At 57.2% G+C, this 24,719-nt stretch carries 34 protein-coding genes; 18 read left to right on the top strand and 16 right to left on the bottom strand.

Annotation, left to right across the window (positions count from 1 at the left end):
• Positions 1-97: 97 nt before the first annotated feature.
• Together GOV89_RS18600 and GOV89_RS18595 are read right to left on the bottom strand one after the other, a co-directional pair.
• Complete coding sequence (locus GOV89_RS18600) at positions 98-505, bottom strand: hypothetical protein (RefSeq protein WP_171180829.1); 408 nt, start codon at positions 503-505, stop codon at positions 98-100.
• A gap of 44 nt (positions 506-549) precedes the next feature.
• Complete coding sequence (locus GOV89_RS18595) at positions 550-1,743, bottom strand: PLP-dependent aminotransferase family protein (protein ID WP_171180831.1); 1,194 nt, start codon at positions 1,741-1,743, stop codon at positions 550-552.
• Positions 1,744-1,892: 149 nt separating this feature from the next.
• Between GOV89_RS18595 and GOV89_RS18590 the strand changes: the two genes are divergently transcribed.
• Complete coding sequence (locus GOV89_RS18590; protein WP_171180832.1) at positions 1,893-2,663, top strand: FadR/GntR family transcriptional regulator; 771 nt, start codon at positions 1,893-1,895, stop codon at positions 2,661-2,663.
• Positions 2,664-2,703: 40 nt separating this feature from the next.
• Here the strand turns inward: GOV89_RS18590 and GOV89_RS18585 are convergent, their stop codons facing one another.
• The 6 genes from GOV89_RS18585 to GOV89_RS18560 form a co-directional block, all read right to left on the bottom strand.
• Positions 2,704-3,558 carry a hypothetical protein gene (locus tag GOV89_RS18585; protein WP_171236179.1) on the bottom strand — a complete coding sequence of 285 codons (855 nt, stop codon included), beginning with the start codon at positions 3,556-3,558 and terminating at the stop codon, positions 2,704-2,706.
• Positions 3,559-3,734: 176 nt separating this feature from the next.
• Positions 3,735-4,295 (bottom strand): F0F1 ATP synthase subunit B, encoded by a 561-nt coding sequence (locus tag GOV89_RS18580; RefSeq protein WP_171238795.1) that lies wholly within the window; start codon positions 4,293-4,295, stop codon positions 3,735-3,737.
• A 5-nt stretch (positions 4,296-4,300) separates the two neighbouring features.
• Positions 4,301-4,852 carry a F0F1 ATP synthase subunit B' gene (locus tag GOV89_RS18575; RefSeq protein ID WP_171096175.1) on the bottom strand — a complete coding sequence of 184 codons (552 nt, stop codon included), beginning with the start codon at positions 4,850-4,852 and terminating at the stop codon, positions 4,301-4,303.
• 86 nt (positions 4,853-4,938) lie between these two features.
• Entirely contained in the window at positions 4,939-5,163 is a 225-nt protein-coding gene (locus tag GOV89_RS18570) for a F0F1 ATP synthase subunit C (protein WP_005981269.1), read from the bottom strand.
• Between the two features lie 49 nt (positions 5,164-5,212).
• The gene (locus GOV89_RS18565) at positions 5,213-5,971 is read right to left on the bottom strand and encodes a F0F1 ATP synthase subunit A (RefSeq protein WP_171180836.1); all 759 of its coding nucleotides are present in this window, start codon (positions 5,969-5,971) and stop codon (positions 5,213-5,215) included.
• Between the two features lie 2 nt (positions 5,972-5,973).
• Complete coding sequence (locus tag GOV89_RS18560) at positions 5,974-6,306, bottom strand: AtpZ/AtpI family protein (RefSeq protein WP_171180838.1); 333 nt, start codon at positions 6,304-6,306, stop codon at positions 5,974-5,976.
• Between the two features lie 612 nt (positions 6,307-6,918).
• Between GOV89_RS18560 and GOV89_RS18555 the strand changes: the two genes are divergently transcribed.
• Positions 6,919-7,254, top strand: coding sequence for a metalloregulator ArsR/SmtB family transcription factor (locus GOV89_RS18555; RefSeq protein ID WP_171180839.1), 336 nt, complete (start codon positions 6,919-6,921; stop codon positions 7,252-7,254).
• On the opposite strand, the gene GOV89_RS18550 is transcribed toward GOV89_RS18555, so the two are convergent.
• From GOV89_RS18550 to GOV89_RS18540, 3 genes are all read right to left on the bottom strand, one after another.
• A complete protein-coding gene (locus tag GOV89_RS18550; protein ID WP_171180842.1) occupies positions 7,251-7,664 on the bottom strand; it encodes a universal stress protein in 414 nt (137 codons plus the stop codon). The two genes, GOV89_RS18555 and GOV89_RS18550, sit on opposite strands and share 4 nt — an antisense overlap.
• A 124-nt stretch (positions 7,665-7,788) precedes the next feature.
• Positions 7,789-8,703, bottom strand: a complete 915-nt coding sequence (locus GOV89_RS18545) for a DMT family transporter (protein WP_171180844.1) — start codon at positions 8,701-8,703, stop codon at positions 7,789-7,791.
• Positions 8,700-9,578, bottom strand: coding sequence for a LysR family transcriptional regulator (locus GOV89_RS18540; protein ID WP_171180846.1), 879 nt, complete (start codon positions 9,576-9,578; stop codon positions 8,700-8,702). The genes GOV89_RS18545 and GOV89_RS18540 overlap by 4 nt, the downstream gene beginning before the upstream one ends.
• A 119-nt stretch (positions 9,579-9,697) precedes the next feature.
• Between GOV89_RS18540 and GOV89_RS18535 the strand changes: the two genes are divergently transcribed.
• The gene (locus tag GOV89_RS18535) at positions 9,698-10,279 is read left to right on the top strand and encodes an FMN-dependent NADH-azoreductase (protein ID WP_171180848.1); all 582 of its coding nucleotides are present in this window, start codon (positions 9,698-9,700) and stop codon (positions 10,277-10,279) included.
• A gap of 72 nt (positions 10,280-10,351) precedes the next feature.
• Complete coding sequence (locus tag GOV89_RS18530) at positions 10,352-11,095, top strand: aspartate/glutamate racemase family protein (protein ID WP_171238794.1); 744 nt, start codon at positions 10,352-10,354, stop codon at positions 11,093-11,095.
• A 51-nt stretch (positions 11,096-11,146) separates the two neighbouring features.
• On the opposite strand, the gene GOV89_RS18525 is transcribed toward GOV89_RS18530, so the two are convergent.
• The gene (locus GOV89_RS18525; RefSeq protein WP_171180851.1) at positions 11,147-11,677 is read right to left on the bottom strand and encodes a prolyl-tRNA synthetase associated domain-containing protein; all 531 of its coding nucleotides are present in this window, start codon (positions 11,675-11,677) and stop codon (positions 11,147-11,149) included.
• 184 nt (positions 11,678-11,861) lie between these two features.
• Between GOV89_RS18525 and GOV89_RS18520 the strand changes: the two genes are divergently transcribed.
• Entirely contained in the window at positions 11,862-12,383 is a 522-nt protein-coding gene (locus GOV89_RS18520) for a hypothetical protein (protein ID WP_171180853.1), read from the top strand.
• On the opposite strand, the gene GOV89_RS18515 is transcribed toward GOV89_RS18520, so the two are convergent.
• Positions 12,380-13,267 carry a sulfotransferase domain-containing protein gene (locus tag GOV89_RS18515; protein ID WP_171180855.1) on the bottom strand — a complete coding sequence of 296 codons (888 nt, stop codon included), beginning with the start codon at positions 13,265-13,267 and terminating at the stop codon, positions 12,380-12,382. The genes GOV89_RS18520 and GOV89_RS18515 overlap by 4 nt on opposite strands.
• Before the next feature lie 252 nt (positions 13,268-13,519).
• On the opposite strand from GOV89_RS18515, the gene ffh reads away from it, so the two are divergent.
• The 10 genes from ffh to GOV89_RS18465 all read left to right on the top strand — a co-directional run bounded on the left by ffh (position 13,520) and on the right by GOV89_RS18465 (position 20,404).
• A complete protein-coding gene (gene ffh, locus GOV89_RS18510; protein ID WP_171180857.1) occupies positions 13,520-15,028 on the top strand; it encodes a signal recognition particle protein in 1,509 nt (502 codons plus the stop codon).
• Complete coding sequence (locus GOV89_RS18505) at positions 15,029-15,637, top strand: GNAT family N-acetyltransferase (protein ID WP_171180859.1); 609 nt, start codon at positions 15,029-15,031, stop codon at positions 15,635-15,637. It abuts the gene before it with no gap.
• On the top strand, positions 15,634-16,173 hold the full coding sequence (locus GOV89_RS18500) for a GNAT family N-acetyltransferase (protein ID WP_171238793.1): 540 nt from the start codon (positions 15,634-15,636) through the stop codon (positions 16,171-16,173). Before GOV89_RS18505 ends, GOV89_RS18500 begins: the two co-directional genes overlap by 4 nt.
• A complete protein-coding gene (locus tag GOV89_RS18495) occupies positions 16,170-16,466 on the top strand; it encodes a chorismate mutase (protein ID WP_050605269.1) in 297 nt (98 codons plus the stop codon). Before GOV89_RS18500 ends, GOV89_RS18495 begins: the two co-directional genes overlap by 4 nt.
• 67 nt (positions 16,467-16,533) lie before the next feature.
• Positions 16,534-16,923 carry a 30S ribosomal protein S16 gene (gene rpsP / locus GOV89_RS18490; protein ID WP_170388164.1) on the top strand — a complete coding sequence of 130 codons (390 nt, stop codon included), beginning with the start codon at positions 16,534-16,536 and terminating at the stop codon, positions 16,921-16,923.
• Positions 16,924-16,935: 12 nt separating this feature from the next.
• Positions 16,936-17,571 carry a 5,6-dimethylbenzimidazole synthase gene (gene bluB / locus GOV89_RS18485; RefSeq protein WP_171238792.1) on the top strand — a complete coding sequence of 212 codons (636 nt, stop codon included), beginning with the start codon at positions 16,936-16,938 and terminating at the stop codon, positions 17,569-17,571.
• A 148-nt stretch (positions 17,572-17,719) separates the two neighbouring features.
• Positions 17,720-18,223: a ribosome maturation factor RimM gene (rimM, locus tag GOV89_RS18480; RefSeq protein WP_171180872.1), complete on the top strand. Its 504-nt coding sequence runs from the start codon at positions 17,720-17,722 to the stop codon at positions 18,221-18,223.
• The gene (locus GOV89_RS18475; protein WP_171180873.1) at positions 18,223-19,038 is read left to right on the top strand and encodes a hypothetical protein; all 816 of its coding nucleotides are present in this window, start codon (positions 18,223-18,225) and stop codon (positions 19,036-19,038) included. The genes rimM and GOV89_RS18475 overlap by 1 nt, the downstream gene beginning before the upstream one ends.
• Positions 19,035-19,844, top strand: coding sequence for a tRNA (guanosine(37)-N1)-methyltransferase TrmD (gene trmD, locus GOV89_RS18470; RefSeq protein WP_171180875.1), 810 nt, complete (start codon positions 19,035-19,037; stop codon positions 19,842-19,844). Before GOV89_RS18475 ends, trmD begins: the two co-directional genes overlap by 4 nt.
• A 134-nt stretch (positions 19,845-19,978) precedes the next feature.
• On the top strand, positions 19,979-20,404 hold the full coding sequence (locus tag GOV89_RS18465) for a hypothetical protein (protein ID WP_171238791.1): 426 nt from the start codon (positions 19,979-19,981) through the stop codon (positions 20,402-20,404).
• Here the strand turns inward: GOV89_RS18465 and GOV89_RS18460 are convergent.
• Positions 20,401-21,201 carry a GH25 family lysozyme gene (locus GOV89_RS18460; protein ID WP_171180879.1) on the bottom strand — a complete coding sequence of 267 codons (801 nt, stop codon included), beginning with the start codon at positions 21,199-21,201 and terminating at the stop codon, positions 20,401-20,403. The genes GOV89_RS18465 and GOV89_RS18460 overlap by 4 nt on opposite strands.
• A gap of 381 nt (positions 21,202-21,582) precedes the next feature.
• Between GOV89_RS18460 and rplS the strand changes: the two genes are divergently transcribed.
• A complete protein-coding gene (gene rplS, locus GOV89_RS18455; RefSeq protein ID WP_170575547.1) occupies positions 21,583-21,966 on the top strand; it encodes a 50S ribosomal protein L19 in 384 nt (127 codons plus the stop codon).
• A gap of 11 nt (positions 21,967-21,977) precedes the next feature.
• Complete coding sequence (gene rpmE, locus GOV89_RS18450; protein WP_050605278.1) at positions 21,978-22,199, top strand: 50S ribosomal protein L31; 222 nt, start codon at positions 21,978-21,980, stop codon at positions 22,197-22,199.
• Between the two features lie 72 nt (positions 22,200-22,271).
• Here rpmE and GOV89_RS18445 read toward each other — a convergent pair whose 3' ends face one another.
• Both GOV89_RS18445 and GOV89_RS18440 read right to left on the bottom strand, forming a co-directional pair.
• The gene (locus GOV89_RS18445; protein WP_050605279.1) at positions 22,272-22,643 is read right to left on the bottom strand and encodes a VOC family protein; all 372 of its coding nucleotides are present in this window, start codon (positions 22,641-22,643) and stop codon (positions 22,272-22,274) included.
• A gap of 93 nt (positions 22,644-22,736) precedes the next feature.
• On the bottom strand, positions 22,737-23,624 hold the full coding sequence (locus tag GOV89_RS18440) for an AEC family transporter (protein WP_171180881.1): 888 nt from the start codon (positions 23,622-23,624) through the stop codon (positions 22,737-22,739).
• A gap of 218 nt (positions 23,625-23,842) precedes the next feature.
• On the opposite strand from GOV89_RS18440, the gene GOV89_RS18435 reads away from it, so the two are divergent.
• Positions 23,843-24,652: a division plane positioning ATPase MipZ gene (locus GOV89_RS18435; RefSeq protein WP_171236198.1), complete on the top strand. Its 810-nt coding sequence runs from the start codon at positions 23,843-23,845 to the stop codon at positions 24,650-24,652.
• Positions 24,653-24,719 lie beyond the last annotated feature (67 nt).

The following is a 24,719-nucleotide window of genomic DNA, read 5'->3' as shown; positions in this document are numbered from 1 at the left end:
AGGGATAGGGTCCGAGTCAACGGAGTTGCGCAGGATATGGGATATCATTTTGAGTTATCCACAATATCTTGCCGGAATACCCGAAAATACGCGTATATCAATATGGTGTGCACTCAAAGACCTGATAGCCGTAGTCATCCCCAACGTTTTCGTAGATGCCATAGTCGATGCATTCATAATTGGGCGTAGAAACAGCGGTCAGCAGCAACCGCTCGCCAGCGTCTCGATCGCAGCCCAAAACACCAACCGTTACCGCCGCATCGCCCAGCACATCCAGAATCGGACAACCCGAAACCTGAGCCATCGCAAGGGCAGCCCGGTCTCGGACCGGACCCAGCCGGGGTGCGTATTGCGCGTTGACCCGAACCGCTTCGGCCAGCTCACCGCGCACGCGCACGTCGAATACGCTGCCATTCACCGCCACGCGCGTGGCAGGCACGTCACGAAAATGAGGGGTTCCGGCCGCGCAGGCAGCCAACAGCAGAGGGGCAAGACACCGGATCATGCCGCAGAGTTGCAGGATTTTGGTTAACAGAACCTTTCCGCACCTCAGGTCCGGAGAACTTCTCCCAACCGGCGAATACCCTCGCGGATTGATGCCTCATCAGAATTTGAAAAGCTAAGTCGAATGGTATTGGCGCCGCTGCCATCCGGGTAGAATGCCTGTCCCGGCACAAAGGCCACTTTCACCGTGTCCAACGCACGCGCCAGCAATTCAGACCCACTAGCCTCAGCAGGCAGCGTGACCCAAATGAACATACCGCCCTCGGGCCGGGTCCACTCAACCCCCTCGGGCATATGCTGTTCCAACGCGTCCAGCATCACATCGCGACGGGTTTGATAAACCGCACGCACTTGGGGAATATGGCTGTCAAAACACGCTTGCGCCACGTCATGAACGGCCATTTGGTTTATGGTCGCCGAATGCAGGTCCGCCGCCTGCTTCAACAAAACCAACTGAGATATGATCGGCTTGGGCGCCACGACCCAGCCCATGCGCAGCCCCGGCGACAGGGTTTTTGAGAAACTGCCGCAATAGATTGTCCTACAGTTTTCGATAGACCCTTTCCGAGCCAGCTCCAAAGACAGGATCGGTGGGATCGGATCCCCGTCATAGCGCAACGCCTGATAGGCCCCGTCTTCGATTATGGCGCAATCCAACTCTTCTGCCAGATCCAACAAAACCTCCCTGCCTTGCAGATCCAGAGTTTCGCCGGTTGGGTTGGCAAAATCTGCCGACAGGTAAGCGAATTTCACCGCCCCATCCCCGGCTGCTGCCTTGTATTCCGCGGCCCCGCTGTTGCCGTTCAACCGATCAAACCGGGGTTCATACGCATTGAACGCAGCAAGCGCGCCCAGATAGGTGGGCCATCCAACCAGGGCCGTGTCACCGGGGGACAGAAACAACTTGCCCAGGTAGTCCAGCGCCTGCTGCGACCCTGACGTGATCAGGATGTTGTCGATGTCACACGTCACTCCAATCTCGCGCATATGCTGCCCCAGCCATTCGCGCAGCGGGACATAACCTTCGCTGACCGAATATTGCAGTGCCTGGGCTTGTGTCTCTGGTCCCAGCGCCGCTTGAAACGCCTGCGCAAACGCGTTGGCTGGGAACAACGCTGGATCCGGAATGCCGCCCGCAAACGAAATGATCCCTGGTTGGTCGAGCAGTTTCAACAGCTCTCGGATTTCTGATGCCTTCATCCGGGAAGCCCGGGTGGCAAACAATGTGTTTTGGGACATGAGGCTCCTCCGATCTCAATTCCGGGCAGCCTACGGCGGTCTATTTTAAAGTCAATAATGCTGACCTTTTATTTCAAGCGATTTGAACGGGCATCCTTGAACGCGTCATGCGCTCGTGGTCAAATGACTTGACCAAATCAGGAACTCTGATGCCCTTTCACAAAGTCGAAACCGAAAAACTCTCGCTTGCTGTTGTTCGCCAGATCGAGCTTTTGATCTTGCGTGGCATCCTGCGCCCCGGCGAGCGTTTGCCCCCGGAACGCGATCTGGCCGAGCGGATGGGCGTGTCACGCCCGTCCCTGCGCGATGCGATTTCCGAGCTTCAGGCGCAGGGATTGCTGACCGCCAAAGCCGGGTCCGGTATATATGTGGCCGATGTTCTCGGATCGGCTTTTGCTCCGGCCCTGATCCGATTGTTTGGCAGCCATGACGAAGCGGTCTTTGACTATCTGTCCTTTCGCCGCGACATGGAAGGGTTGGCAGCTGAAAGGGCCGCACGGCAAGGCTCTGACAGCGACCTGAAAGTGGTTCAGGCGGTCTTTGACAAGATGCAGGCGGCCCATGACCGGAACGCAGCGGATGATGAGGCGCGATTGGATGCCGAATTCCACATGGCCATCATCGAAGCCAGCCACAATGTCATCATGCTTCACATGATGCGTTCGATGTACGATCTGTTGGTACAAGGCGTGTTTTATAACCGTCAGACGATGTTCCAACAGCGGGCCACGCGCGAGGCGATTTTGGACCAGCACCGGGCCATAAACGAAGCGTTACAAACGCGAAATCCTTCGGCTGCTCGCACCGCGATCGAACAGCATCTGGATTTTGTGGAGCGTTGCATGGCGGATCAAAGAAAGTCCGACCAGAACGAAGCCATTGCGCAGCAGAGATTGCAACACGAGGCCGGGCGGGAGTGAACGCTACCCCTAGTAGACGGCCGAACGACAAATAGCTGAATTACGCGGCCCCGGTTGCAACGGGGATCAGATGTTGCGGTAAAGGTTTTCCGCTGCTTTCTCCCAAATGATGATCGGGGGCCAGTGTTGTCAAAGCCGGATCGATGAACAACCTGGCACCACGGTCGCGTAACTGTTTATGCAGCATCACATGTTCGCACACCTGATGACCTTTCTCGTCCCGACAAGAATACCGCAAACCTCTCAAGGCTCGGGTTTTGTACAACCCAGCACCACCAAAGGCACTGTCGACCGGGATCAGCGGCGTTTCGGCTGGAATATGGAACTGCCGGTCAAAAACCGCCGACTTCAGCAAAGCCTTGCGCCACTTTAGACGTCCAAACAGCGGTCTGCGCGTGTTTTGAATGCGTTGCCAGACGTCTTCGTCACACCAGCCGGGGCAGCGCAAGGCGTAGATGTCGTAATATGCAGGTTTGGAATTGGCAAAGACACCCTCCCACAAAGGGACAACCCTCTGCGCAGCTGTCAGAACCGCCTGAACATCAAGACAGACATTTGGACCATCCAAGTCCAGAACCAGAGTCAGATCCAGGTCGCTGTCTTTCTCTTCCAGCCTTTTGAGAACAGCATTTCTGGCCATAGTGATACGCTCAATCCGGTCAGGTTGTTTAGAAATCAAACCATCCAGTTGAAGAATTTCGACACGCTGATTCCGATCCGCGTATTCGGACAATACCCGGTCCGTATCGTCCGTGTTGTCGTTGGTCGCAATGGTGACCGAGTAGCGGTGCAGTTGAACAGACAGGCTTTCAATCCTGTTGATCGTGTCAATCAGCGCTGAGCCGCCATTTCTGACCACGCCTAAAATATTCATCGAAACTGCGTCGCCCGACACGTCCTGTCTTTCCCTGTTTTTTCACGCTTGCTGCGGAGCTTTCCTGTCGACCAGTTCCCCAACGGTCGGCAGGATTCGGAGTGTCCTTCAAAACAAGCAGAACTCACCACAAAACAAAAGACCCGAAAGCGAAACGCTCTCGGGTCAACTGTTTCATTTTTCTGTCAGGTCAACCGTCAGTGCAGTTTGGTGCCAACGTCTGCAATCGACGCATCGATCAATTTGTTGGCCTGTGCAGCAGTCATTTGCTTGGCCAGAACCGAACCCGCCGCAGCCACTGCGACCGAAACGGCTTGATCACGCACTTCTTTCACAGCAGACGCTTCAGCCGAAGCAATCTGATCCTGAGCTGCAGCCAGACGGCGTTCAATCGACTTTTCAAGGTCAACCTTCGCCTGTTCCGCTGCCAGAGCCGCGTCTTCCTTGGCCGCTGCAACGATCGCATCAGCCTGTCCCTGAACTTCACGCTGCTTGCGCTCGTAAGAAGCCAGCAAGCTAAGTGCTTCTTCATGCAGAGCGCGTGCTTCGTCCAGTTCGGACTTGATGCCTTCGGCACGGTTGTCCAGCGCCCCACCGATCATGCCGGGGACCTTGAAGTAGAACAGGACCGCAATGAAGACGATAAAGCCCAGAAGGACGACAAAGTCTGTGTTGCCAAGCGAGAAGAACGGGCCTTTGGCCGCAAAGGCCGGGCTGGCCGCACCAAATGTCAGGATAAGGGCAAGAGTGTTCCGCATGTCACTTATCCTTTCGTCTGCGCATCTACGGCACCGGCAATGGCATCCGCATCCGCTTCGCCGCCCAGCGCTGTGACCAGTTCAGCCGCCGTGTCCTTGGCAACCACTTGAATGCTTTCCAGCGCACCGGCACGGATTTCAGCAATTGCCTTTTCCGATTCAGCCGCTTTTGCAGCGATTTCCGCGTCCGCCTTTGCAATCGCGTCATCCAGACCAGCCTGAATTTCGGCGCGGGCTTCCGCTGCGATACGCTGTGCCTCAGAACGGGCATCGGCCAGCGCTTTGTTGTAGGCCTCTTCAGCCTCGACCGCCTTGGCCTTCAGATCTTCGGCCGCAGCCAGGTCGTTGGTAATGGTCCCCTGACGTTCAGCCAGGATTGCCGCGATGCGGGGCAGAGCCACGCGGGACAGGACCAGAAAGATGACGACCAGCGTAATGACCAGCCAGAAAATCTGGTTGGGGAACCAATCGAAGCAGAGCTGCGGCATGCCAATGGCAGAGCCATAGGAGTCAACGCACGAGCCAGCTACTTCTTTCGTAATGGGTTCAGTCGCCATGATGTCCTCCGTCGGAACGTTGTCTTTACAACAGGTGGGCCGCTATGGCTTGGACCCACCTGCGCGTAAGGATCAGGTTCCGCAGATCAGACGGCGAACATCAGCAGCAGCGAGACCAGGAATGCGAAGATGCCCAGCGCTTCTGCGAATGCGATACCGATGAAGAGGGTTGCGGTCTGCGAAGCAGCCGCCGAAGGGTTGCGCAGGGCGCCGGCCAGGAAGTTGCCTGCAACGTTGCCCACCCCGATTGCGGCTGCGCCGGAACCGATTGCTGCCAGGCCTGCGCCGATGTGTGCGAGATCGCCTTCCATGATGTGTCTCCTTACGAATTGGAAGTTTCGATGTTTGGGTATCGGACCTTTAGTGCGAAGGATGCAGCGCATCTTTCAGATAAACACAGGTCAGAATGGTGAATACGTAGGCCTGGATGAAGGCCACGAGGACCTCAAGACCGTACATTGCGGTGATCGCCAGAACGGACACAGGCGAGATCACGGCAACTGCGGCAAAGCCCGCAAAAACCTTGATAACCGCGTGGCCTGCCATGACGTTACCGGCAAGACGAATAGAGTGGCTGACAGGGCGCACGAAGTACGAGATCAGCTCGATGATTGCCAGGATCGGACGCAACGCCAGCGGTGCGCTGGACACCCAGAACAGACCCAGAAACGCGGCGCCGTTCTTTACGAAGCCCAGGATGGTCACAGTCAGGAACACGGCCAGCGCCAGCGGGATGGTGACGGCGAAATGAGATGTGGTGGTGAACGACGTCGGGATCAGGCCCAGGAAGTTCGCGCAGACGATGAACATGAAAAGGGTCATGACATAGGGGAAGAACTTAACGCCTTCCTTGCCGCAGATGTCTTCCAGCATCTTGTATACGAAGCCATAGGTCAGCTCTGCGACAGACTGCATCCGCGTCGGCACAATCGCGCGTTTGGACGTGGGCAGAACCAGCAATGCGACAACCGCCAGGATGGCAAAGAACAGCCACAGGGTCACGTTGGTCACAGTGAACATGCCGACCGCACCGTCGCCGAACAACGGTTTCACGATGAACTGATCCATCGGGTGGAAAACCAGGCTGCTGCCTTCTGCTGCGGTGGTCTCAGTTGCCACGTTCAGTCCCTCTCATCCTTCTCGGCAGCCGTCGCCGCCATTTGTTTCTCTTGAACCTCTTTCGCGCTGCGGAGCATAACCTTCACGCCCGCGACAAGGCCCAGCAATGTAAACAGCACCAGAAAAGTCGGGATAGTCCCGAGCAGGCTGTCCAGCCCGTATCCGATGCCAAATCCGATCCCCAGACCGGATACCATTTCGATGACCATCCTCCAGGCAAGTTCGCCACCGGATATGTCACTGTCTGCACGGGGGGCCGGTTCCTTAGCCTTTTTCGCCGCTTCGATCTTAGCCTCCAGCTGCGCCATACGCTGCTTTTGGTCGTCTTCGGTCACGGACGGTTTCCTCGCGCTGTCTTGAGGCATGGTGCTAAGGCGCGAATGGCCCAGAGTCAACGCTGTCGTGAGACCGAAATGAAGCAGGTTAAATACCTGTTAAATAACACTTTTATTAGATGCAGATCATTGTGAAAGAGTACCCTGAAACTGGAAGAAGCTTGAAATGTGCTGAATCCGCATATTCAACCAACGAGTTGATTATTCCTGCAACACAGCTTGGCCGCGCAGTTTTGCGCTTTGATCCAGCAACCACGTTCGGAACGCCTGTACCGTTCTGCCGTGCACCGTAGCTGACCCCGAAACCAGCCGGAAACTTCCCTCACGGAATCCGATGGGAAGGCACCGGATCAAACGACCCGCCTGCAGATCGGTTAGCACGCATTACTCGGGTCCAAGATAAACGCCCAACCCACTCAGTGCCGCCGTCAGCGACAGATCCGTCCCCATCCGCCAGCGCACGTAAAGCTTCCAAGCGCAGATCAACACCGGGGTTGGCCGCGTAAAAGCCCGACAGCCGGGGGATGAGCGTGCGTTTTCCCAGCGACAGCTATCAACACCCAATGCTGTAACGCCCTTTTCGCCCTTGCTCCAAACGGTTATGACAGGGCAATGACCGACACGCTCGACACTGTTTTCGCGGCCCTTGCCGACCCAACCCGCCGCGCCATCCTGGCAATGCTGCTTGAGGACGATATGGCCGTTACGGATGTGGCCGAACCCTTCGAGATGTCATTGGCCGCGATTTCAAAGCACCTGGTCATCCTGACCAAAGCCGGATTGATTTCCCAGGAAAAGCGTGGGCGGGTGAAATGGTGCAAGCTGGAACCCGACGCCCTGCGCGCCGCATCGGTTTGGATGCAGGGTTTCGGACAATTCGAACCCGTCAATCTGGACGCGTTCGAACGATTTCTGGAAGTAGAGCTTCCGACACCAGACGAAGCCTAGCGCACGACAAAGACTGACATGCTGGCGTGTTTTGCAAGATAACCGGCGTGGCTTGAGAAGATATAGTCGGTGATCCGGGGGGCATGGGTCCCCACAATGATCAGGTCGGCGCCGATCTCTTCCGCAGCACGGGTCAGGTCGCTGTCCACTTCGGCGGCAACGTCAACCGAGTGTATCTTGCGCACGGCAACCTCGGCCCCGCCCTCGGCGGCCAGTTTTTCCGTAAAAGCGGCCAGTTCCTTGTCGATCTCAGCTTCGGTTTCCGTGGATTCCCCCAAATGGGCGCCGGTAACACTGACCAAAGTGATTTTGGCCCCCTGCCATTTCGCCACCTGCGCGGCAATATCGGCAGCTTTGCGAACCTCGGGCGGTAGATGCCGATCGATCGGCAGCATGATGTGGTTGAACATAACTTCCTCCTCTCACGTGCTTTAAAGTGTATTGAAGAGGTTTTTCACGGGCTTTGATCTGGCTCAACAAATTCTACCTTTGGAATACATCAAAGAGCCGAGGCGTCTGCAAGCAAAGCTCCGGTTAATCAGCGGCCGTTCCCGCGGGCACCGCAGGCGGCGTTTCTTCCTTAAGCAGCATCAACAACGCAATGACGGTCAGCGCAACGCCACCCAAAATCAAACCGGTGGGCACAGCCTTTCCCAGCGCTATCTCCCACAAGATCACCCAACTGGGCACCAGATAGGTGTAAGCCATCACCTTGGCCGAGGGCAGTCGGAGCGATGAAAACTGCACCAGCACAAAACTGGCCGCCGTCGCGAAGAGCGAAATATAGATCAGTCCGATCCAGACGATGGCCGGAAGAGCCGCCCAGTTGGTCGTCATCAGGTCGGACCACCCGAACACGATCAGCAACAAGCACCCGGCAACTTGTGTCCAGAAAGTGAACACTACTGCGGGCTCTCCGCGATTCAGTTTGCGGATCATGGGTGTATAGATTGCGTGAGATACACAACCCCAAAAGTAGATGATCTCACCACGTCCGATTTCGAAGGCGCGGAACATTTGCCAGTCGGCTCGAAAGATTACCCAAAGCGCGCCCACCGCACCAATGGTCAAAGCCAATGCCATGCGCGGGGTGGTGATCTGACGCAATAAAACCCAACCCGCAAGGGCTGTAACAACGGGCGTCAGGGTGAACACCGCAGCGGCGCTGACCGGCGGGGCGGTTTGTAGCCCATAGAACATCAGCACGAAATAGGTCGAAAACAGCCCACCCAACACAAGGTAGCGCCAAGGCGCCTGTACAGCGCTGCGCGGCAGGCCTGTTGTGGCCAGTGCCGCAATACCAATCACTACAGCCGCAATCGCAAATCGCACCGCGTTCAAGGCGGACGGCGCAATTTCGTTGGCGATCATGGATCCCAACGAAAAACTGCCCGCAACAAGCGCCGAAAAGGTCAGCATGGCCAGATGGCCACGCGCCTGAGGGCTCATGGTTTCCAGCCTTTGGCTTCTTCTTTCAGATAACTCAGGAAGGCCTGTACCTTGGTGGTGCGGTGTAAATCCACGTGGGTCACAAGCCACAGGTTTCCGAACCATTCTGGAAGCGGATCCATCACCTCGACCAGATTGTCGTGGCGGGCCGCTTCCCAGCGCGCCATGAAACCTATGCCCGCCCCGGCCATGACAGCCTCGCGCATACAGAAATTATTGGTACAGCGGAAAGTGATGCGATCTGCCGGAACTGTTGCGCGCAGCCATCGGGTAAAAGGCGCGCGACTGCTTTCGTCGTCAGAACTGACGAAATGGTGTTTCCCGAAATCCTCTATACCCGACGGCGTGCCAAACCGTTCGATATACGCTGTGCTGGCATACAGGCCGACTTCTTCCTGTCGGAATGGCTGCACAACGTTGTCCGGCTGATCCGGGGCTGACCCTGCGCGGATCGCCACATGCGCCTCGCCGTATTCCAGACGGAAAAGCCGGTCGCCGGTCAAGTAGCGCACGATGAGATCCGGATGCATCTTTTGAAACGCGGTGAGTGTGGGCACCACCAAGGGTGCAAGTGAACCAAGCGATGTCACCACCAATTCACCTGAAACGTCGTCGCCCCGACCCTTCATGCGGCCAACTAGCTGGTTGAACTGATCCTCGGTGGCCTGTGCGACGCGCAACAGATCGTCGCCTGCCTCGGTCGGCGTGTATCCGCGTGCGTGACGCTGGAACAGTTTTACACCCAGCCGCGCCTCGATCGCATCAATGTGGCGGATCACGGTGGCGTGGTGAACCCCAAGAACCTCGGCTGCGCCGCTGACTGTCCCCATGCGCGCCACCTGATAGGCGGTTCTCACTTCGTCCCAATTATCCATGGCAATGCGTCACTGTGCAATTTCCAACAATAACTGTTGATGTATCCGAGTTTTGTTCACCAACGCAATAATCATATTGGGGACAGTACAAGATTTCCCTGACCCAAAGGACCTGAACAATGCCAAAAACAATCCTTCATATCGATTCCTCTGCACGCCGCGTTGACTCGACGACCCGCGATCTGTCCGACCGTGTGGTCAAGCAACTGGACGCGGAACGCATCATCCGTCGCGATCTGGCAACCCCTCTGCCCCTTTTGACCGAAGACTGGATCGCCGCGAACTTCACCCCTGCGGACCAGCGCGACGATGTACAGCGGGATCGGCTGGCCCTGTCCGATGAGCTGGTGGCCGAATTGCAGGACGCCGACACCATCGTAATTGGTTTGCCGATTTACAATTTTTCGGTTCCGGCCGCCTTCAAGGCATGGATTGACCTGGTTGCCCGCGCGGGCCTGACCTTTGCCTACACTGAAAACGGCCCAAAAGGCTTGTTGGAAGGAAAGCGCGCCATTCTGGCCATCGCGTCGGGTGGTGTGCCCGTCGGCTCCGAGGCGGACTTCGCCACCAACTACGCCCGCCATGTGCTGGGCTTTATCGGCATTCATGACGTGGACGTCATCGCAGCGGATCAGATGGCCGTGAATCCCGAAGCGGCGCTGGAAAGTGCGCATAAGGCAGTTTCAGACCTCGCGGCTTGATCTGCTCTGGTCAATGACCTTTTAAACCTTCAGTCTGCCAATGTGTTGGGATTGGCAGGCTGGACGAAACCCATGAAGAAAATCGGCATTCTCGGCGGGGTGGGCTGGGCCTCGACCGTTGACTACTACCGCGCCATAGCCGAAGGGGCCGGGCGTCACTTCGCGGAACGCGGCCATGGCTCACCTTTACCGATCCCCCCGATGACCATCGAATCTGTCACTCAAGCCAGAACGCGAGCCCTGCGCGGTGTCGCTGGGGATGAGGCCAGCTGGGCGGATTTTGACTCAGTGTTCCGCGAAGCCCTGCTGACCTTGGAACGCGCGGACTGCGATTTCGGCATTATTGCGTCCAACACACCCCATGCACGGCTTCACGCGATCCGTCGGGGCGTATCCATGCCGATCCTCAGTATTTTCGACGCAACCGCCGAAACCACGGCGCGGACCGGGGCACCCAAGGCTTTGGTGCTTGGAACGACTGTAACGATGCAGGCCACCAACTATGCTGAACGTTTGGCCGCCGAAGGCATCACGGCAAATAGTCGCCTGCCCGAGTCCGAAATCTTTGAAATGCAAGCCATGATCGACAGCGACTTCTATGGCGGTGCGTCTGATAACGCTCGGGCACGATTGCTTGACTTCTGTAACAAGCACGCAAGTCCTGGCACCGCGATCTTGCTGGCATGTACCGAGTTGCCATTGGCCTTTCCGGCCCATCTGGACGATCCCGTGTTCGAGGCTGACGGGCAGCTGTTCGTCAATCCATCTGCCGCGCATGTCACCGCCGCCCTCAAGGAAGCGCTAACCGGCACTTGAAGTGCTCTTCTTAGGTTCAAGCATACTTTCAGCGTCTGTAGTCGCGTGTGATCACGGCAACCAGGTTACCTCGCACCCGACGCGATCAAAGAAATCCATCAAATCGGCGCGGGACATCGCAACAGTGCGATCATTAACCAATGGGTGCATGTAAACCACATCGGTCTGCCGGGCCGCAGCGTCCATGAAGAACCGCACCTCATTCTGAACGCCGTTGATCATCGCCAACGGGCTAACCGCGCCGGGACGTATGCCAAGGTTTTGCAACAACCGGTCTGCCGAGCCGAAAGACAGGTTACCGACACCCAGCTCCGCACCCAGTGCTTTGAGGTCGATTGCCCGGTTCTGCTCGAGCGTTACCAAATAATTGCGTTTTTTCTTGTCGCGCAAATACAGGTTTTTGACCCTTAATGCGTTTTCACCGGGAACCATGAACTGATCTTCGACCGCCTTCGAGTCTTCGACCGTGCGCAACGGGACATGCGTGTGCAGACGATAGGCCAGCCCCCAGTCATTTAGCTGCGCCAGCAACGCATCAGAGCTCAAAGGTAATGTGTCCTGAAAAGCGGATGAAGCGTCCATCCCGGCCTCCTTGCGAAAGTTTCAAGGGCAGTGCCATAGAACGACCCCGCCTGCAATCAGTGGCCCAGAAGCTCAAGCTTGTCGGCATACGCAAGATCGTTTGTAAGCTGCCTATCCTTTCGACACAGGCAAAGAACGCTGCGCTTTGCTTCAACGAATTCTGAAAAGGCTGTAGTGTTCCGTCATGAAAATCAAGCGCAATACCCCTGACCAGTTGATCCTTTCAAACACGCCTTGGTTCATCGGCATCACACTGGTCCTCTTCATACTCGCCTTTGTATGTGCCGGCCTGTTCATGGCCAGTAAAGGCGGCGAGGGCATTTGGTTCGGCCTTTTCTTCGCAGTCTTCGGGGGTGGCATGGGTCTTGGTGCCTTCTGCACCTTTGTGAGGCGGGTTCAGATTGTACTGGACCGGCAAAAAGACAGTGTTCTGATCCGCCGCCAGTCGGTGTTCGGCTATAAGGCCGTGGAACACAAACTGTCCAACCTGTCTCATGCCGAAGTTGAAAGCACGACGTCCAGAAGCAACAAAAGCACTTCGCGGATGTATCGGACCGTCCTTGTACTGGATAAGGGAATGAGCGCTGGTCGCCACCCTATTGTCGAAGCCTTTGTTAGCGGGTCGGGTTCTCATCGGCTGGCTGAGGCAGTAAACAATTGGCTCCCTGCGTCCAAACAGAACAACCACAACCTAGGCGTAGGTTAACGGGCAAACCCGCTTTCCAGCCACAAACGTTCTTCAGGTGAGACCATTTCAGAGATACATGTGTCATACTTGGCCATGTCATCAGACGTCAGCTTGCCTTCCCACTTGTTGCTGGTGCCCGATGAAAAAAACTGTGCAAAGTCGTGGAACCCACTGGTGAACCCGGGCGTTTGCTCAAGGCGTTTTGCGTTGTTTTTCATCGACCCGAAACTGCCCGCCTCGGCGATGTCCTTGATCAATTGCGGCCCAATCTCGATATCCATGATGCGGGCAAGCCGTGCGACTTGCCCAGGCAGATCGCGGCTGAGTTCGGCGTAATGCAGAAAATGAATGTTGGGCAAATCGCGATAGGCCCAAAAAGACCTGAAGTGATGAACAAAAGATCTGAGGGTCAAGTCATCCGTACCTTTTGAAGAAGCGGGGCGATCCAGAAACATTGCAAAAGCTTCCGAAAGATCTTCTGGGAACAGGTAATCCAGCCAATCGTCCTTCATGTTTTCAACATGCCGGCGCAGTGAGAAATGAACGTCGACGGGATGGCGATGCACAACCAGATACTGCGCATCGGGTGAGAATTTTATTCCATCCAGCGGGGTATGTGTCTTGATGCAGCGCCGATGGGTTTGTGCGTCCAGTGTATTTGCTTGCTCAACACGGTCGCGAAAGCCGCAATCCAGCCAAGGTGAGATCTTGTTGTCGTAAACGCTAGGGTCAGCGGTTTGCGTGATCAGCATTCGCACCAGAGTCTGCGTCCACGTGGTGCCGCATTTTGGCGGAGTGCACACAAAGACATCGTCTGGCCGTATCTCGAACCCGGACCAGATATCGGTGTTTGTCACCTCGCCAACATAGTCGGTTGTCTTTTGAGGAAGATCCTCCCTCATCGCCCCCTCCCCAAGCTTGTTTTGATCAGAGTACATTACACCAGCAGGCTTCACATAGCTTATCTTGACTCACCCGGCCGCAAGGCGTAAATGACCGCCAAACATCCGGAAGCCTTTCGATCTTCCGGTCCCTTGAGTCGTTCAGGGATCGCCCCCCACCAGCGAGTTTCGCCCGTGGGGGAAATTGTGTATTTAACCGGTGTTTCCTACGTAGGAAGTGCCACAATATAACCGGCATAGGAGGCCGAAGGCATGTTTGAAAATCTATCCGAACGCCTCTCTGGCGTCTTTGACCGGCTGACCAAACAGGGCGCTCTGTCCGAAGAAGACGTCAAGACCGCCCTGCGCGAGGTCCGGGTTGCGCTGCTTGAGGCCGACGTCTCGCTGCCAGTAGCCCGCGCTTTCGTCAAAAAGGTTCAGGAACAGGCGACCGGCCAAGCCGTCACCAAATCGATCACCCCTGGCCAGCAGGTCGTGAAGATCGTGCATGACGCGCTGGTCGATACCCTGCGCGGCGAAGAAGACCCCGGCAAGCTGAAGATCGACAACCCGCCTGCCCCGATCCTGATGGTCGGTCTGCAAGGCTCGGGTAAGACGACCACCACCGGTAAGCTGGCTAAGCGCCTGAAAGAGAAAGAGGGTAAGAAGGTCCTGATGGCCTCGCTCGACGTCTATCGCCCGGCCGCGATGGACCAGTTGGCTGTTCTGGGCACTCAGGTCGGCGTCGATACTCTTCCGATTATCCCTGGTCAGAAACCGGTCGATATTGCCAAGCGCGCCAAGCAGCAGGCGACTCTGGGTGGGTACGACGTCTACATGCTCGATACTGCGGGCCGCCTGCACATTGACGAAGTCCTGATGGACGAGGTCGAGCAGGTCCGCAACGCGGTTGACCCGCGCGAGACCCTTCTGGTCGTCGACGGCCTTACCGGTCAGGTCGCCGTTGAAGTGGCCGAAGAGTTCGACGCAAAGGTCGGCATCTCGGGCGTGGTTCTGACCCGCATGGACGGTGACGGACGCGGCGGTGCGGCGCTGTCGATGCGCGCGGTCACCGGCAAGCCGATCCGCTTTGTTGGTCTTGGCGAAAAGATGGACGCGCTCGAAACCTTCGAGCCGGACCGGATCGCCGGTCGTATTCTGGGCATGGGCGACATCGTTGCCTTGGTCGAAAAGGCCCAGGAAACGATGGAGATGGAACAGACCGAGCGCATGATGAAGCGCATGGTCAAAGGTCAGTTCAACATGAACGACCTGAAAATGCAGCTGGAGCAGATGATCCAGATGGGCGGCATGCAGGGCATGATGGGCATGATGCCCGGCATGGGCAAAATGGCCAAGCAGATGGATCAGGCCGGTCTGGACGACAAGATCCTGCGCCAGCAGATCGCCATGATCCAATCCATGACCAAACGCGAACGCGCCAACCCTCAGCTATTGCAGGCGAGCCGTAAGAAACGGATCGCGGCAGGCTCGGGTATGGAGGTCAGCGACCTGAACAAGCTGCTCAAGATGCATCGGCAGATGTCGGACATGATGAAAAAGATGGGCAAGATGGGCAAAGGCAAGATGCTGAAACAAGCCATGAAAGGCATGTTCGGCAAAGGTGGCCCGTCGCCCGAGGAAATGGCCGCAGGCATGGACCCCAAGGCGCTGGAACAAGCGGCCAAGGCGATGGGTGGCAAGATGCCCGGCGGCCTACCCGGATTGGGTGGCGGTATGGGTCTGCCGCAGGGCCTCAGCGGGTTCGGCAAGAAAAAGTAAATGACGGCCCCATCGGCATATCCCTGGGAGGCTCCGGCCACCGGTCCTGCAGCCGCGCTGTCTGCGCGGTTGGGTGCTTTGGTGCCGCGTATCGAGACCACTCGTCTGCTGCTGCGCGCGCCTGAGTTGCGGGATTTCGGGGATTATGCCGAAATTCTGATGTCTGATCGTGCACGCTTTATGGATGGCCCATTTGATCGCAATGGCGCGTGGCAGGATTTCACCCAATACGTGGCAGGATGGATTTTGCGCGGCGCGGGTGTGTGGACAGTTGAGGATAAGGCGACCGGAACTGTCACGGGATTTGTCTCGGTCGCTATGGAGTTCGGCGATCAGGAACACGAACTGGGTTACATGCTGACCGCTGAAGCCGAAGGCCAAGGCATCGCAACCGAAGCAGTGGCTGCCGTGCGTAGCTTTGCGCTCGATACACACGACCTGCCTTCGCTGGTCAGTTATGTCGATCCCGACAACGCGAAATCCGCAGATGTCGCACGGCGCGTGGGTGCAACTCGGGACGCGCAAGCCGAAAGCGTATTCAACGAGCCCGTTCACGTTTACCGTTATGTCTCATCGGACAATGATGGCGGAATGGAGGCATACGCATGACCTCGTTCACTATCCCCACCATCGAGACCGAGCGCCTGATCCTGCGCGCGCCACATCTGGACGATCTGCCTGCGATGACCGCGTTCTTTGCGACTAAGCGCAGCCATATGGTCGGCGGACCCAAGGATGAGCTTGGCAGCTGGGACTCCCTCGTGAAACGCCTTGGACATTGGGCTCTTAAGGGCTTTGGCCTGTGGCACCTGACCGAAAAGTCCAGCGGCGCATTTGTTGGATGGGCCGGTATGATCGATGCCCCCGGCTGGGCCGAGCCCGAGCTGGGCTGGACCCTTATGGCCGAGGCCGAAGGCAAAGGGCTGGGATTTGAGGCGGCGCAGGCGGCACGCGACTATGCAGCGCGGCAACAGGGGCTGAACGGCGTGATCTCGTACATCGCCCATGCCAACGACCGCTCGCGCGCTTTGGCAGAACGCCTTGGAGCCACGCTGGAGCTTGAAAATGCCGAGCTACTGGGCAAACGCGCCCAGATCTGGCGTCACCCGCAGATTGACCTGACCACCGAAAGGACCGGCCAATGACCAACCCCGTGACACAGGCTGCCACGCTGTTGAAAGAGCATCGCGAAAGCATCGATCGACTGGATGCGATCCTTGTCTATACGCTGGGCGAGCGGTTCAAACACACGCAGGCCGTTGGCAAGCTCAAGGCCGAACACGACCTTCCCCCGTCCGATCCTTCGCGTGAAGCGGCACAGATCGCACGGCTAGAAGACCTGGCGAAAGAGGCCGATCTGGACCCCGACTTCGCCAAGGCTTTCCTGAATTTCATCATTCAGGAAGTCATCCGACACCATAAGAAACATCAGAACTAACCGGCGCCTACGCCGGCTCAACAAAAGACACGCCTCCGGCGTGATGCCATTCAAAGGAGATACCACCATGGCAATGAAAATTCGTCTCGCCCGCGGCGGCTCGAAAAAGCGTCCCTTCTATCGCATCGTGGCTGCTGACAGCCGCATGCCCCGCGACGGCCGTTTCATCGAAAAGCTGGGCACCTACAACCCGCTGCTGCCGAAAGACAGCGAAGAGCGCGTGAAAATGAACATGGAGCGCATCCAGTACTGGCTGGATCAGGGCGCTCAGCCCACCGACCGTATTGCACGTATGCTGGAAGCTGCCGGTACCCGTGAAAAAGCCGAGCGTAACAACCCCAACAAGGGCACCCCGGGCAAGAAAGCTCAGGAACGCGCGGAAGAGAAAGCTGCAAAGGCTGCTGAAGCTGCTGAAGCGGCGGCTGCACCGGCTGAAGAAGCGGCTGCAGAAGAATAAGCAGGCAAGCGCGTGCGGGATCAGACTTTCACCGACGATTTTCGCACGCAGTTTGACCTGTTGTTGCGGCTCCGGCGTGATGTGCGCCGGTTCCGCACCGATCACGTGGACGAGGCAGTGCTGTTGCGCTGCCTCGACGCATTTCAACTGGCCCCTTCGGTGGGGCTCAGCGAACCCTGGCGCGTGATCCGCGTAGAAAGCGAAGCGGCGCGATCCGCCGCGCTGAAGAATTTTCAAACCGCCAACGATGATGCGCTGGCGGGGTATTCCGGCGACAAGGCGCAGCTTTACAGCCGCCTGAAACTGTCCGGAATGCAAGAAGCCCCGGTGCAACTGGCCGTCTTTTGCGATGACAGTACCGACAAGGGCCTGGGGCTGGGTGCGGGCACGATGCCCGAGATGCGGCGCTATTCGGTCGTTTCTGCCATAACGCTATTCTGGCTTGCGTTGCGGGCCGAAGGATTGGGGCTGGGTTGGGTATCGATCTTGAACCCTGACCAAATGACTCGTGATCTGAACGTTCCCGCAGACTGGCGCCTGATCGGATATTTCTGTGTTGGCTGGCCGGAACGAGCCTCGGACACGCCAGAACTGGAGCGGGTTGGTTGGGAAAACCGGGCTGACGGCCTGACAATCGAAACACGGTAAGGCCTTATGTTCGCATTGATTCGACTTCCCATTTTGCTGCTGATCGCCTTTATTGTCGGCGTGTTCTTTGAACGCAGCAATCAACGCGAGGCCTGCGAAGGCCTTGGCGAATGGAGAAACGGGATTTGTTTGACAACAGGCGCGTCCAATGAGTGATCTGATCTGCGTCGGCAGCGTTGCGGGGTCTTACGGCGTACGCGGCGAAGTGCGCCTGAAAAGCTTTTGCGCCGTGCCCGAAGATATCGAACACTACTCTCCGTTGACAGATGAGACCGGCGAACAGCGTTATCCGGTTGTTTTGACGCGCACCATCAAAAACGGGTTTGCGGCACGTCTGGGCGGGGTCGAAACCAAGGAAGAAGCCGATGCGCTGAACGGTCTGCGCCTGTTTGCGCGGCGCGATCAGTTGCCTTCGTTGCCCGATGATGAGTTTTATCACACCGACCTGATCGGGCTTGAGGTCTATGACACCGGCGGTACGCTGCTGGGCAAGGTAAAATCCGTGCAGAACCACGGCGCCGCGGATTTGCTGGAACTGCATGGGCTAGGCTTGAAATCAACGGTCCTGCTGCCCTTTACGCTGCAAGTGGTGCCGACTGTGGATCTGGAGCAAGGCCGCATCGTGGCTGACCCGCCCGAAGGTCTGATCTGATGCGACGCATTTTGCTGCATCTGGGCCTGCACAAGACAGGCATGGCCGCAGCACAATCGTTTCTGCACGAAAACCGCAGATTGATCTGGCCCCGATTTGCCCTGATTCTGCCCTACAAGACCCGCAAGGCCGGGCTGAACGAGGCCGCCACCCGCCATTCTATCTATAGGCTGGACGCAACGCTGGCCGGATTTGGCGGTCAGGTTCAAGCCTTTCTGAATGAACTGGATTTTGGTGAGCGCCGGGGGCTGATCCTGAGCGAGGAGAACTTTCTGGGCCTGCGCCCCAGCAGGAACCGCGACGAGGGGTATGCTGCTGCTCCGGAACTGGCCGAAACGCTGGTCAGCGTGCTGCACCGACGATTTCTGGGCGACGAAGTCGATATCACCATCTACCTGTCACTGCGCCAGCGCGATGCATGGCTGTACAGCCTTTGGGCACACGACCTGCAGCAATCGCGGTTGGTGCAGGACCTGGATAGCTTCCGTGCTGACCTCGCGCACCTGCCTGCATTGCAGGAAACCGCAGACCGGATCAAAGACCGGCTGCCTTCCGTCACCATTCAAACCGAATGGATGGAGCAATTTCAGGATCATCGCTTTGGCGCAGGTGCATCATTTGTTAGTTTCCTCGACCTGCCACCCGATAAAACATCGCAACTCGTGGGCCCCACACATTCAACCCCCAGCTTTTCTGCCGAGGTGTTGCAAGAAATGCTGGCGCTGAACCGTTCGACACTGGACGAAGCTGCTCTGATCACCCAGAAGAGGGCTCTGATTCAAACCGCCCAGACCGAGCTGGCCCGCCAGATATGACAGACACACCCCAAAAATCCCATGGTCGAAAGGCGATCCGACCGACCTTGAAACCGCGCGAGCTGATGACCTCGACCCCGGATTTGCACGGCGTCTGGAAAGCCAAGATCATCACGCTGTTTCCCACCGCCTTTCCCGGAGTGCTGGGCGAAAGCCTGACCGGCAAGGCATTGCAGGAAGGGTTATGGCAGCTGGAAACCGTGGACTTACGGCAGTTCGGCGTCGGCAAGCACCGCAATGTCGATGACACACCCGCTGGCGGCGGTGCCGGGATGGTGCTGCGTGCAGATGTTCTTGGTGAAGCTATTGAACATACGATGGCGGGTGTACACGGCAATTGGCCGCTTATCTACCTTAGTCCGCGCGGGCGGCGCATGGATCAGCGCATGATGCAGAACCTTGCCCGATGTGACGGCATGACCCTCCTGTGCGGTCGTTTTGAAGGCGTGGACGAGCGCGTATTGGAACATTACGGCGTTCAAGAAGTGTCTCTGGGCGATTTCGTGATGACCGGAGGTGAAATTGCAGCGCAAGCCCTGATCGACGCAACGGTTCGTCTGATCCCCGGCGTTTTAGGCAATCAGGCATCGACCGAGGAGGAGAGTTTTTCCTCGGGTCTGTTGGAGCACCCTCAATATACACGTCCGGCAGACTGGAAAGGTCGCCCGATCCCCGAGGTACTGATGTCTGGCCATCATGGCCGCATTGCGGAATGGCGCCATAAAATGTCAGAAGACATCACGCGTGAAAGACGCCCCGATATCTGGACAGAGTATCTGAAAACCACCTCGGAAACCGGAGACTAAGGGCACACAATGTGGCGAGGATGCCGCAGCTTCAATGTTTGTCGACTTGCCATTTGAAGTTGAACGCACCTCAAAATATTCACCTTTAAGGCCCATAAGAATCGTGGGTTGCTTAAAGTGAGTCTGTCGACATTATGAAAAAGTTATTGCTTGGCGTTGTGCTGGCTGTTTCAGCCTGCACCACAAAGCCGCTTGGGATGTCTGTTCCTACACAAGCTGGCCATAATCTGCACTCGGCGCGGGTGGCGGTCGATTCCTGTTCTCAGGAAGCGGATGAAGGTGGAAACAGCGCCGTCATTGGCGGTTATACGACCAATATCCTTCTTTGGGGGATCATTATCGGGCCTGCGGTTACGGCCCCGTTTCAAGACGAGTTGCGCGTGCAGGGTGAAATTGATCAGGTCGACCGTTGCCTGCGTGAACGCGGCTTTGAACGCCGCGAGCTCAACGCGGGTGAATCCTTCTGGCTGCGCAATGCCTATGGTGAAGAACGTGAGCGGCGGCTGGACCACCTGGTCAGCGGCGGTACGATTGAAACCTACCGGACACCGAACACCTAAGACTTGGCCTTCCATCTGGCCCAGTTTTCCGGTGTGCCGTTAAAGGTGTTGATGTCGACCCTGCCTTGAACACCTGGCACCAGCCCGGTGCCAGTGTACTGCCAGAACCGCCAAACGGTGCGCGGATAGACCTCGCGCGGGTGGCCGGCGACCGACCTCAGCCAGAATTCGGTTTTGGGCAGGCGGCCTATGTCGGTGTCTTCGAAGAAATCAACAGTGGTATAGACAATCGGGCGACGGCCATAGTGCCGTTCCAGAATATCCAGAAACCGCTGCGCTTCGGCCCGGACGGTTCTGCCATCTGGCCGCAGCGTGCAGGTTTTCGAATGGGGCGTCCACTCCATGTCCAGCACGTGTGGAAGGTCAGCCCCTTTGGGAACGTTCTTGATAAACCAGCGCGCCTGCTCGCGCGCTGAACGACAGAAATAATAGTAGTGATAGGCTCCCCAGGGCACTCCGGCGGCCTGCGCGCCGCGTCGATGCTCATCGAACATCGGATCGGCTACATCTCCGCCCTCGGTTGCTTTCATGAAAACAAAACTCACACCCGATGCTTTGGCCGTGCGCCAGTCTATAGGTCCCTGCCAGCGCGACACGTCCAGACCGTGGACAGGGTATAATCCGGGGTGCCGTCCCTCCCAGTCATGGGGGTCGGCGTCGCCAAAATCGGGATAGATTATAGAAGGGGCCGTCCGGTCCACGACCTGCGTGGGTTCTACCGTCTGCGGTTGCGGGCCACTGCGCCCGCAAGATACCAGCATTGCGGCCGCCACCGCCATAAGCAAAGCCAATCGCATCCTTGAAGTCCTGTTCAAAATTCTGCTCTTTCAATTTGCCTCAGAATGCCCGATCTGCGGGCTAAGGCAACGCTGCAATTTGTGACTGGCGGATTCCCACCTGTGCCACGCTGGAAATCTGTGCGATTAGCTCTTGATCCCTGCGCGCAATCCCCTTAAACGACCGCAATCCGGTGCCGCATCATGCGACTCCGGTGTTTTGGTTTGCATCACGGCGTGACGCTCAGCTTTCTTCGGCCGGGACGTGTCAGATCAGACCAGATCCAAGGAACAGTCGATCTGATCTCTGGCGGGCTGCGTGCAGGACCCGGTGAAGACCAAGAGCTCTCAGGCCGTGCCCAAACTTCGTGGACCAACCACGAGCAGATAGGAGTACCTGCGATGGACCTGATCGCACAGCTTGAGGCGGAACAGATTGCCGCCTTGGGGAAAGACATCCCCGATTTCAAAGCCGGTGACACCATCCGTGTCGGCTATAAGGTGACCGAAGGGTCGCGCACCCGTGTGCAGAACTACGAAGGCGTCTGCATCGCGCGCAAGAACGGCGAAGGCATCGCCGGTTCGTTCACCGTTCGCAAAATCTCGTTTGGCGAAGGTGTGGAGCGTGTGTTCCCGCTGTATTCGACCAACATCGACAGCATCACCGTTGTCCGCCGTGGCCGCGTTCGTCGCGCCAAACTGTACTATCTGCGCACCCGTCGCGGTAAATCCGCACGTATCGCAGAAGTCACCAACTACAAGCCCAAGGCTGGCGCCGAAGCGTAAGGAACGGAAAGATGAAAAAAGACATCCATCCCGATTATCACGTCATCGACGTCAAAATGACCGATGGCACAGTGGTTCAAATGAAATCCACCTGGGGCGCAGAAGGCGACCAGCTGGCTCTGGAAATCGACCCTTCCGTGCATCCGGCATGGACCGGTGGCTCGTCGCGCCTGATGGACGCCGGCGGCCGCGTGTCGAAGTTCAAGAAGAAATACGAAGGTCTGGGCTTCTAAGCTTGACTGGATTGAATTGCAAAGGGCCGCACCATTGGGCGGCCTTTTTTCTTGCCTGCGATGTGTCCGAATTCATCCGAAGACGTAGAAGCAAAGCTTGTTGCCGTCTGGGTCCCGCACATAAGCACCGTAGAACCGATCCGGTACGCGCTGCCCGGGCTCGCCTTCATCCGTCGCACCAAGGCTGATGGCCTTGTCATACATTGTGGTAACGGCCTCTTTTGTGTCGGCAGCGAAAGACACCATATTGCCATTCCCTGATGCGCAATCATTGCCATCATACGGCTCGCAAACGGCCAGCATCGGTGCCGCCGGATTATTGCCGATAAATGCAATGCGACCAGCGTCGATCAGAACTTGCGCGCCTTTGTCCTCGAACAGCGAAGTGTAGAATGTCTTGGCGGCGTCCATGTTGGAAACACCAATGGTTACATATCCGATCATATGCGGAACCCCTTCGAATACTGGATGGTTTCCGGGGCATAGTCCGCCAGCCACCGGACGGTTACAAGTCACGAAACCGGCATCGGTCAGATGTCAAATCCAATACGACAGCGCCACCGGCAGAACCAGTATTGTCGCCAGCGTCGAGACCAGAATATAGCCTGCCACATCGGGCCCGTACTCCGGGACATGCTGATCGATGAAAAGATAGGTCGCCACCGAAGATGGCATCAGGCAGCACAGGATCACGGCACCTCGTTCCGGCCCTGTAAATCCGAAAAACCAGATTAATGCACCGGCAATGACAACTGCCATCGCCAAATGTAGCAGCGTCAAAAGGATCGACCGCCCCAGGGTTTTAACCCGCAACGTCGCCAGGGTATGGCCCAGCGTCAGCAGCATCAGCGGGATCGACAGCCCGCCCAGAATATCAAACGACTTCAAAATCGGCTGAGGCAGGCTGGTATCTGTCGCCATAAGGATCAGCGAAAGCGCCACGGCATAGATGATCGGGGACGTGGCCAGCTTCTTGGGCGAAAACTCCCCGGCAGGAATCCACATGCCCAAGGTGAAGATGCTGATCAGCACGACCACCACAAACGCCATGGTATAAGCCATGCCCGCATCACCCAATGCCAGCAGAGTAATCGGCAAACCGATATTGCCGACATTTCCGTGCATCAAAGGCGTCAGAAACGCCCTGACCGGCAGGCGCAGGGCCTTCAGGGCAACAAAACCCAACACGCCAAACCCCGCCACTGCCAAAGCGGCTGCGGTCATCACGTCCAGAAAGGTGCCCACCGCCAGTTTAGTGGTCGACAAGTGCGAGATGATCAGTGTTGGGTAGCCGACTTTTGAAACGATCCCACCGATCACCTTGCTGTCAAAGGGGGCATGAATCAGTGCAAGCCCAAAACCGATCCCGGCACAGATCAAAACCGGCAAAACCACGTTCAAGACGTTCAGGAACAGGTGTTCCAAGCCAAATTCTCCCTGCCAGACCTGCATGTGGACTGTGAATCAGAGCTGTTGCATTGACAAGTGCCCGCCTGTAACCCGCGCAGCACGCAGGGTTTTCCAAAATAGGGTCTGATATTGCCCGAAACCGCCGCTTGAGGTTCTTTTCTTCCCAACCCACACAACATATAGTGGGTGTCAACAACGTGTAGTGAAGCACGGCGGGACTTGGGAATACAAGCATGGCACATATCATTGTGGTCGGGAACGAAAAGGGTGGCGCAGGCAAATCGACCGTGTCGATGCATGTGGCCACCGCGCTGGCCCGATTGGGACACAAGGTCAGCACACTTGATCTGGACCTGCGTCAGCGCAGCCTGGGACGTTATTTTGAGAACCGCAACAACTTCCTCAAAAGCTCGGACCTGACCCTGCCCAGCCCGCGCCATCACGACCTGCCCGAGATCGACGCTGCCACGCTGAAACCTGGTGAGAATATCTATGACCACCGCCTGTCCGCCGCCGTATCACAACTGGAAAGCGACAGCGATTTCATCCTGATCGATTGCCCGGGCTCTCACACCCGGCTCAGTCAGGTGGCACATTCGCTCGCTGATACGCTTGTCACGCCCTTGAACGACAGTTTCATTGATTTCGACCTGCTGGCGCGGATCGATTCGAAGGGTGAGAAAATCCTAGGACCATCGGTTTATTCCGAAATGGTCTGGAACGCGCGGCAGTTGCGGGCGCAGGCCGGGCTGAAGCCGATCGACTGGGTTGTGGTCCGCAACCGGGTCGGCACGCAGCGGATGGTCAACAAGGAAAAGATGCAGCGCGCAATCGAGATGCTGTCGCAGCGCATCGGCTTTCGCGTCGCCTCGGGCTTTTCCGAACGGGTCATCTTCCGCGAGTTGTTCCCACGCGGCCTGACCCTGCTGGACCTCAAGGACATCGGCGTCAAGCAGTTGAACATCTCAAACATCGCCGCCCGCCAGGAACTGCGCGATATGATGAAAGAGCTGAACCTGCCGGGTGTGGAGATTGATTTCTAAGCGGCTACCGTTTTGATTGGTTTGCGCAACCAACCGGCTTTTGGCAGTTGCAATGTTCGTACCAGAT

The sequence above is a fragment of the Ruegeria sp. HKCCA5763 genome (assembly GCF_013034545.1).
Taxonomy (GTDB): Bacteria; Pseudomonadota; Alphaproteobacteria; order Rhodobacterales; family Rhodobacteraceae; genus Ruegeria.
Note: the sequence above shows the minus strand (reverse complement) of the source record. Positions and strands in the feature narration are given on the sequence as shown.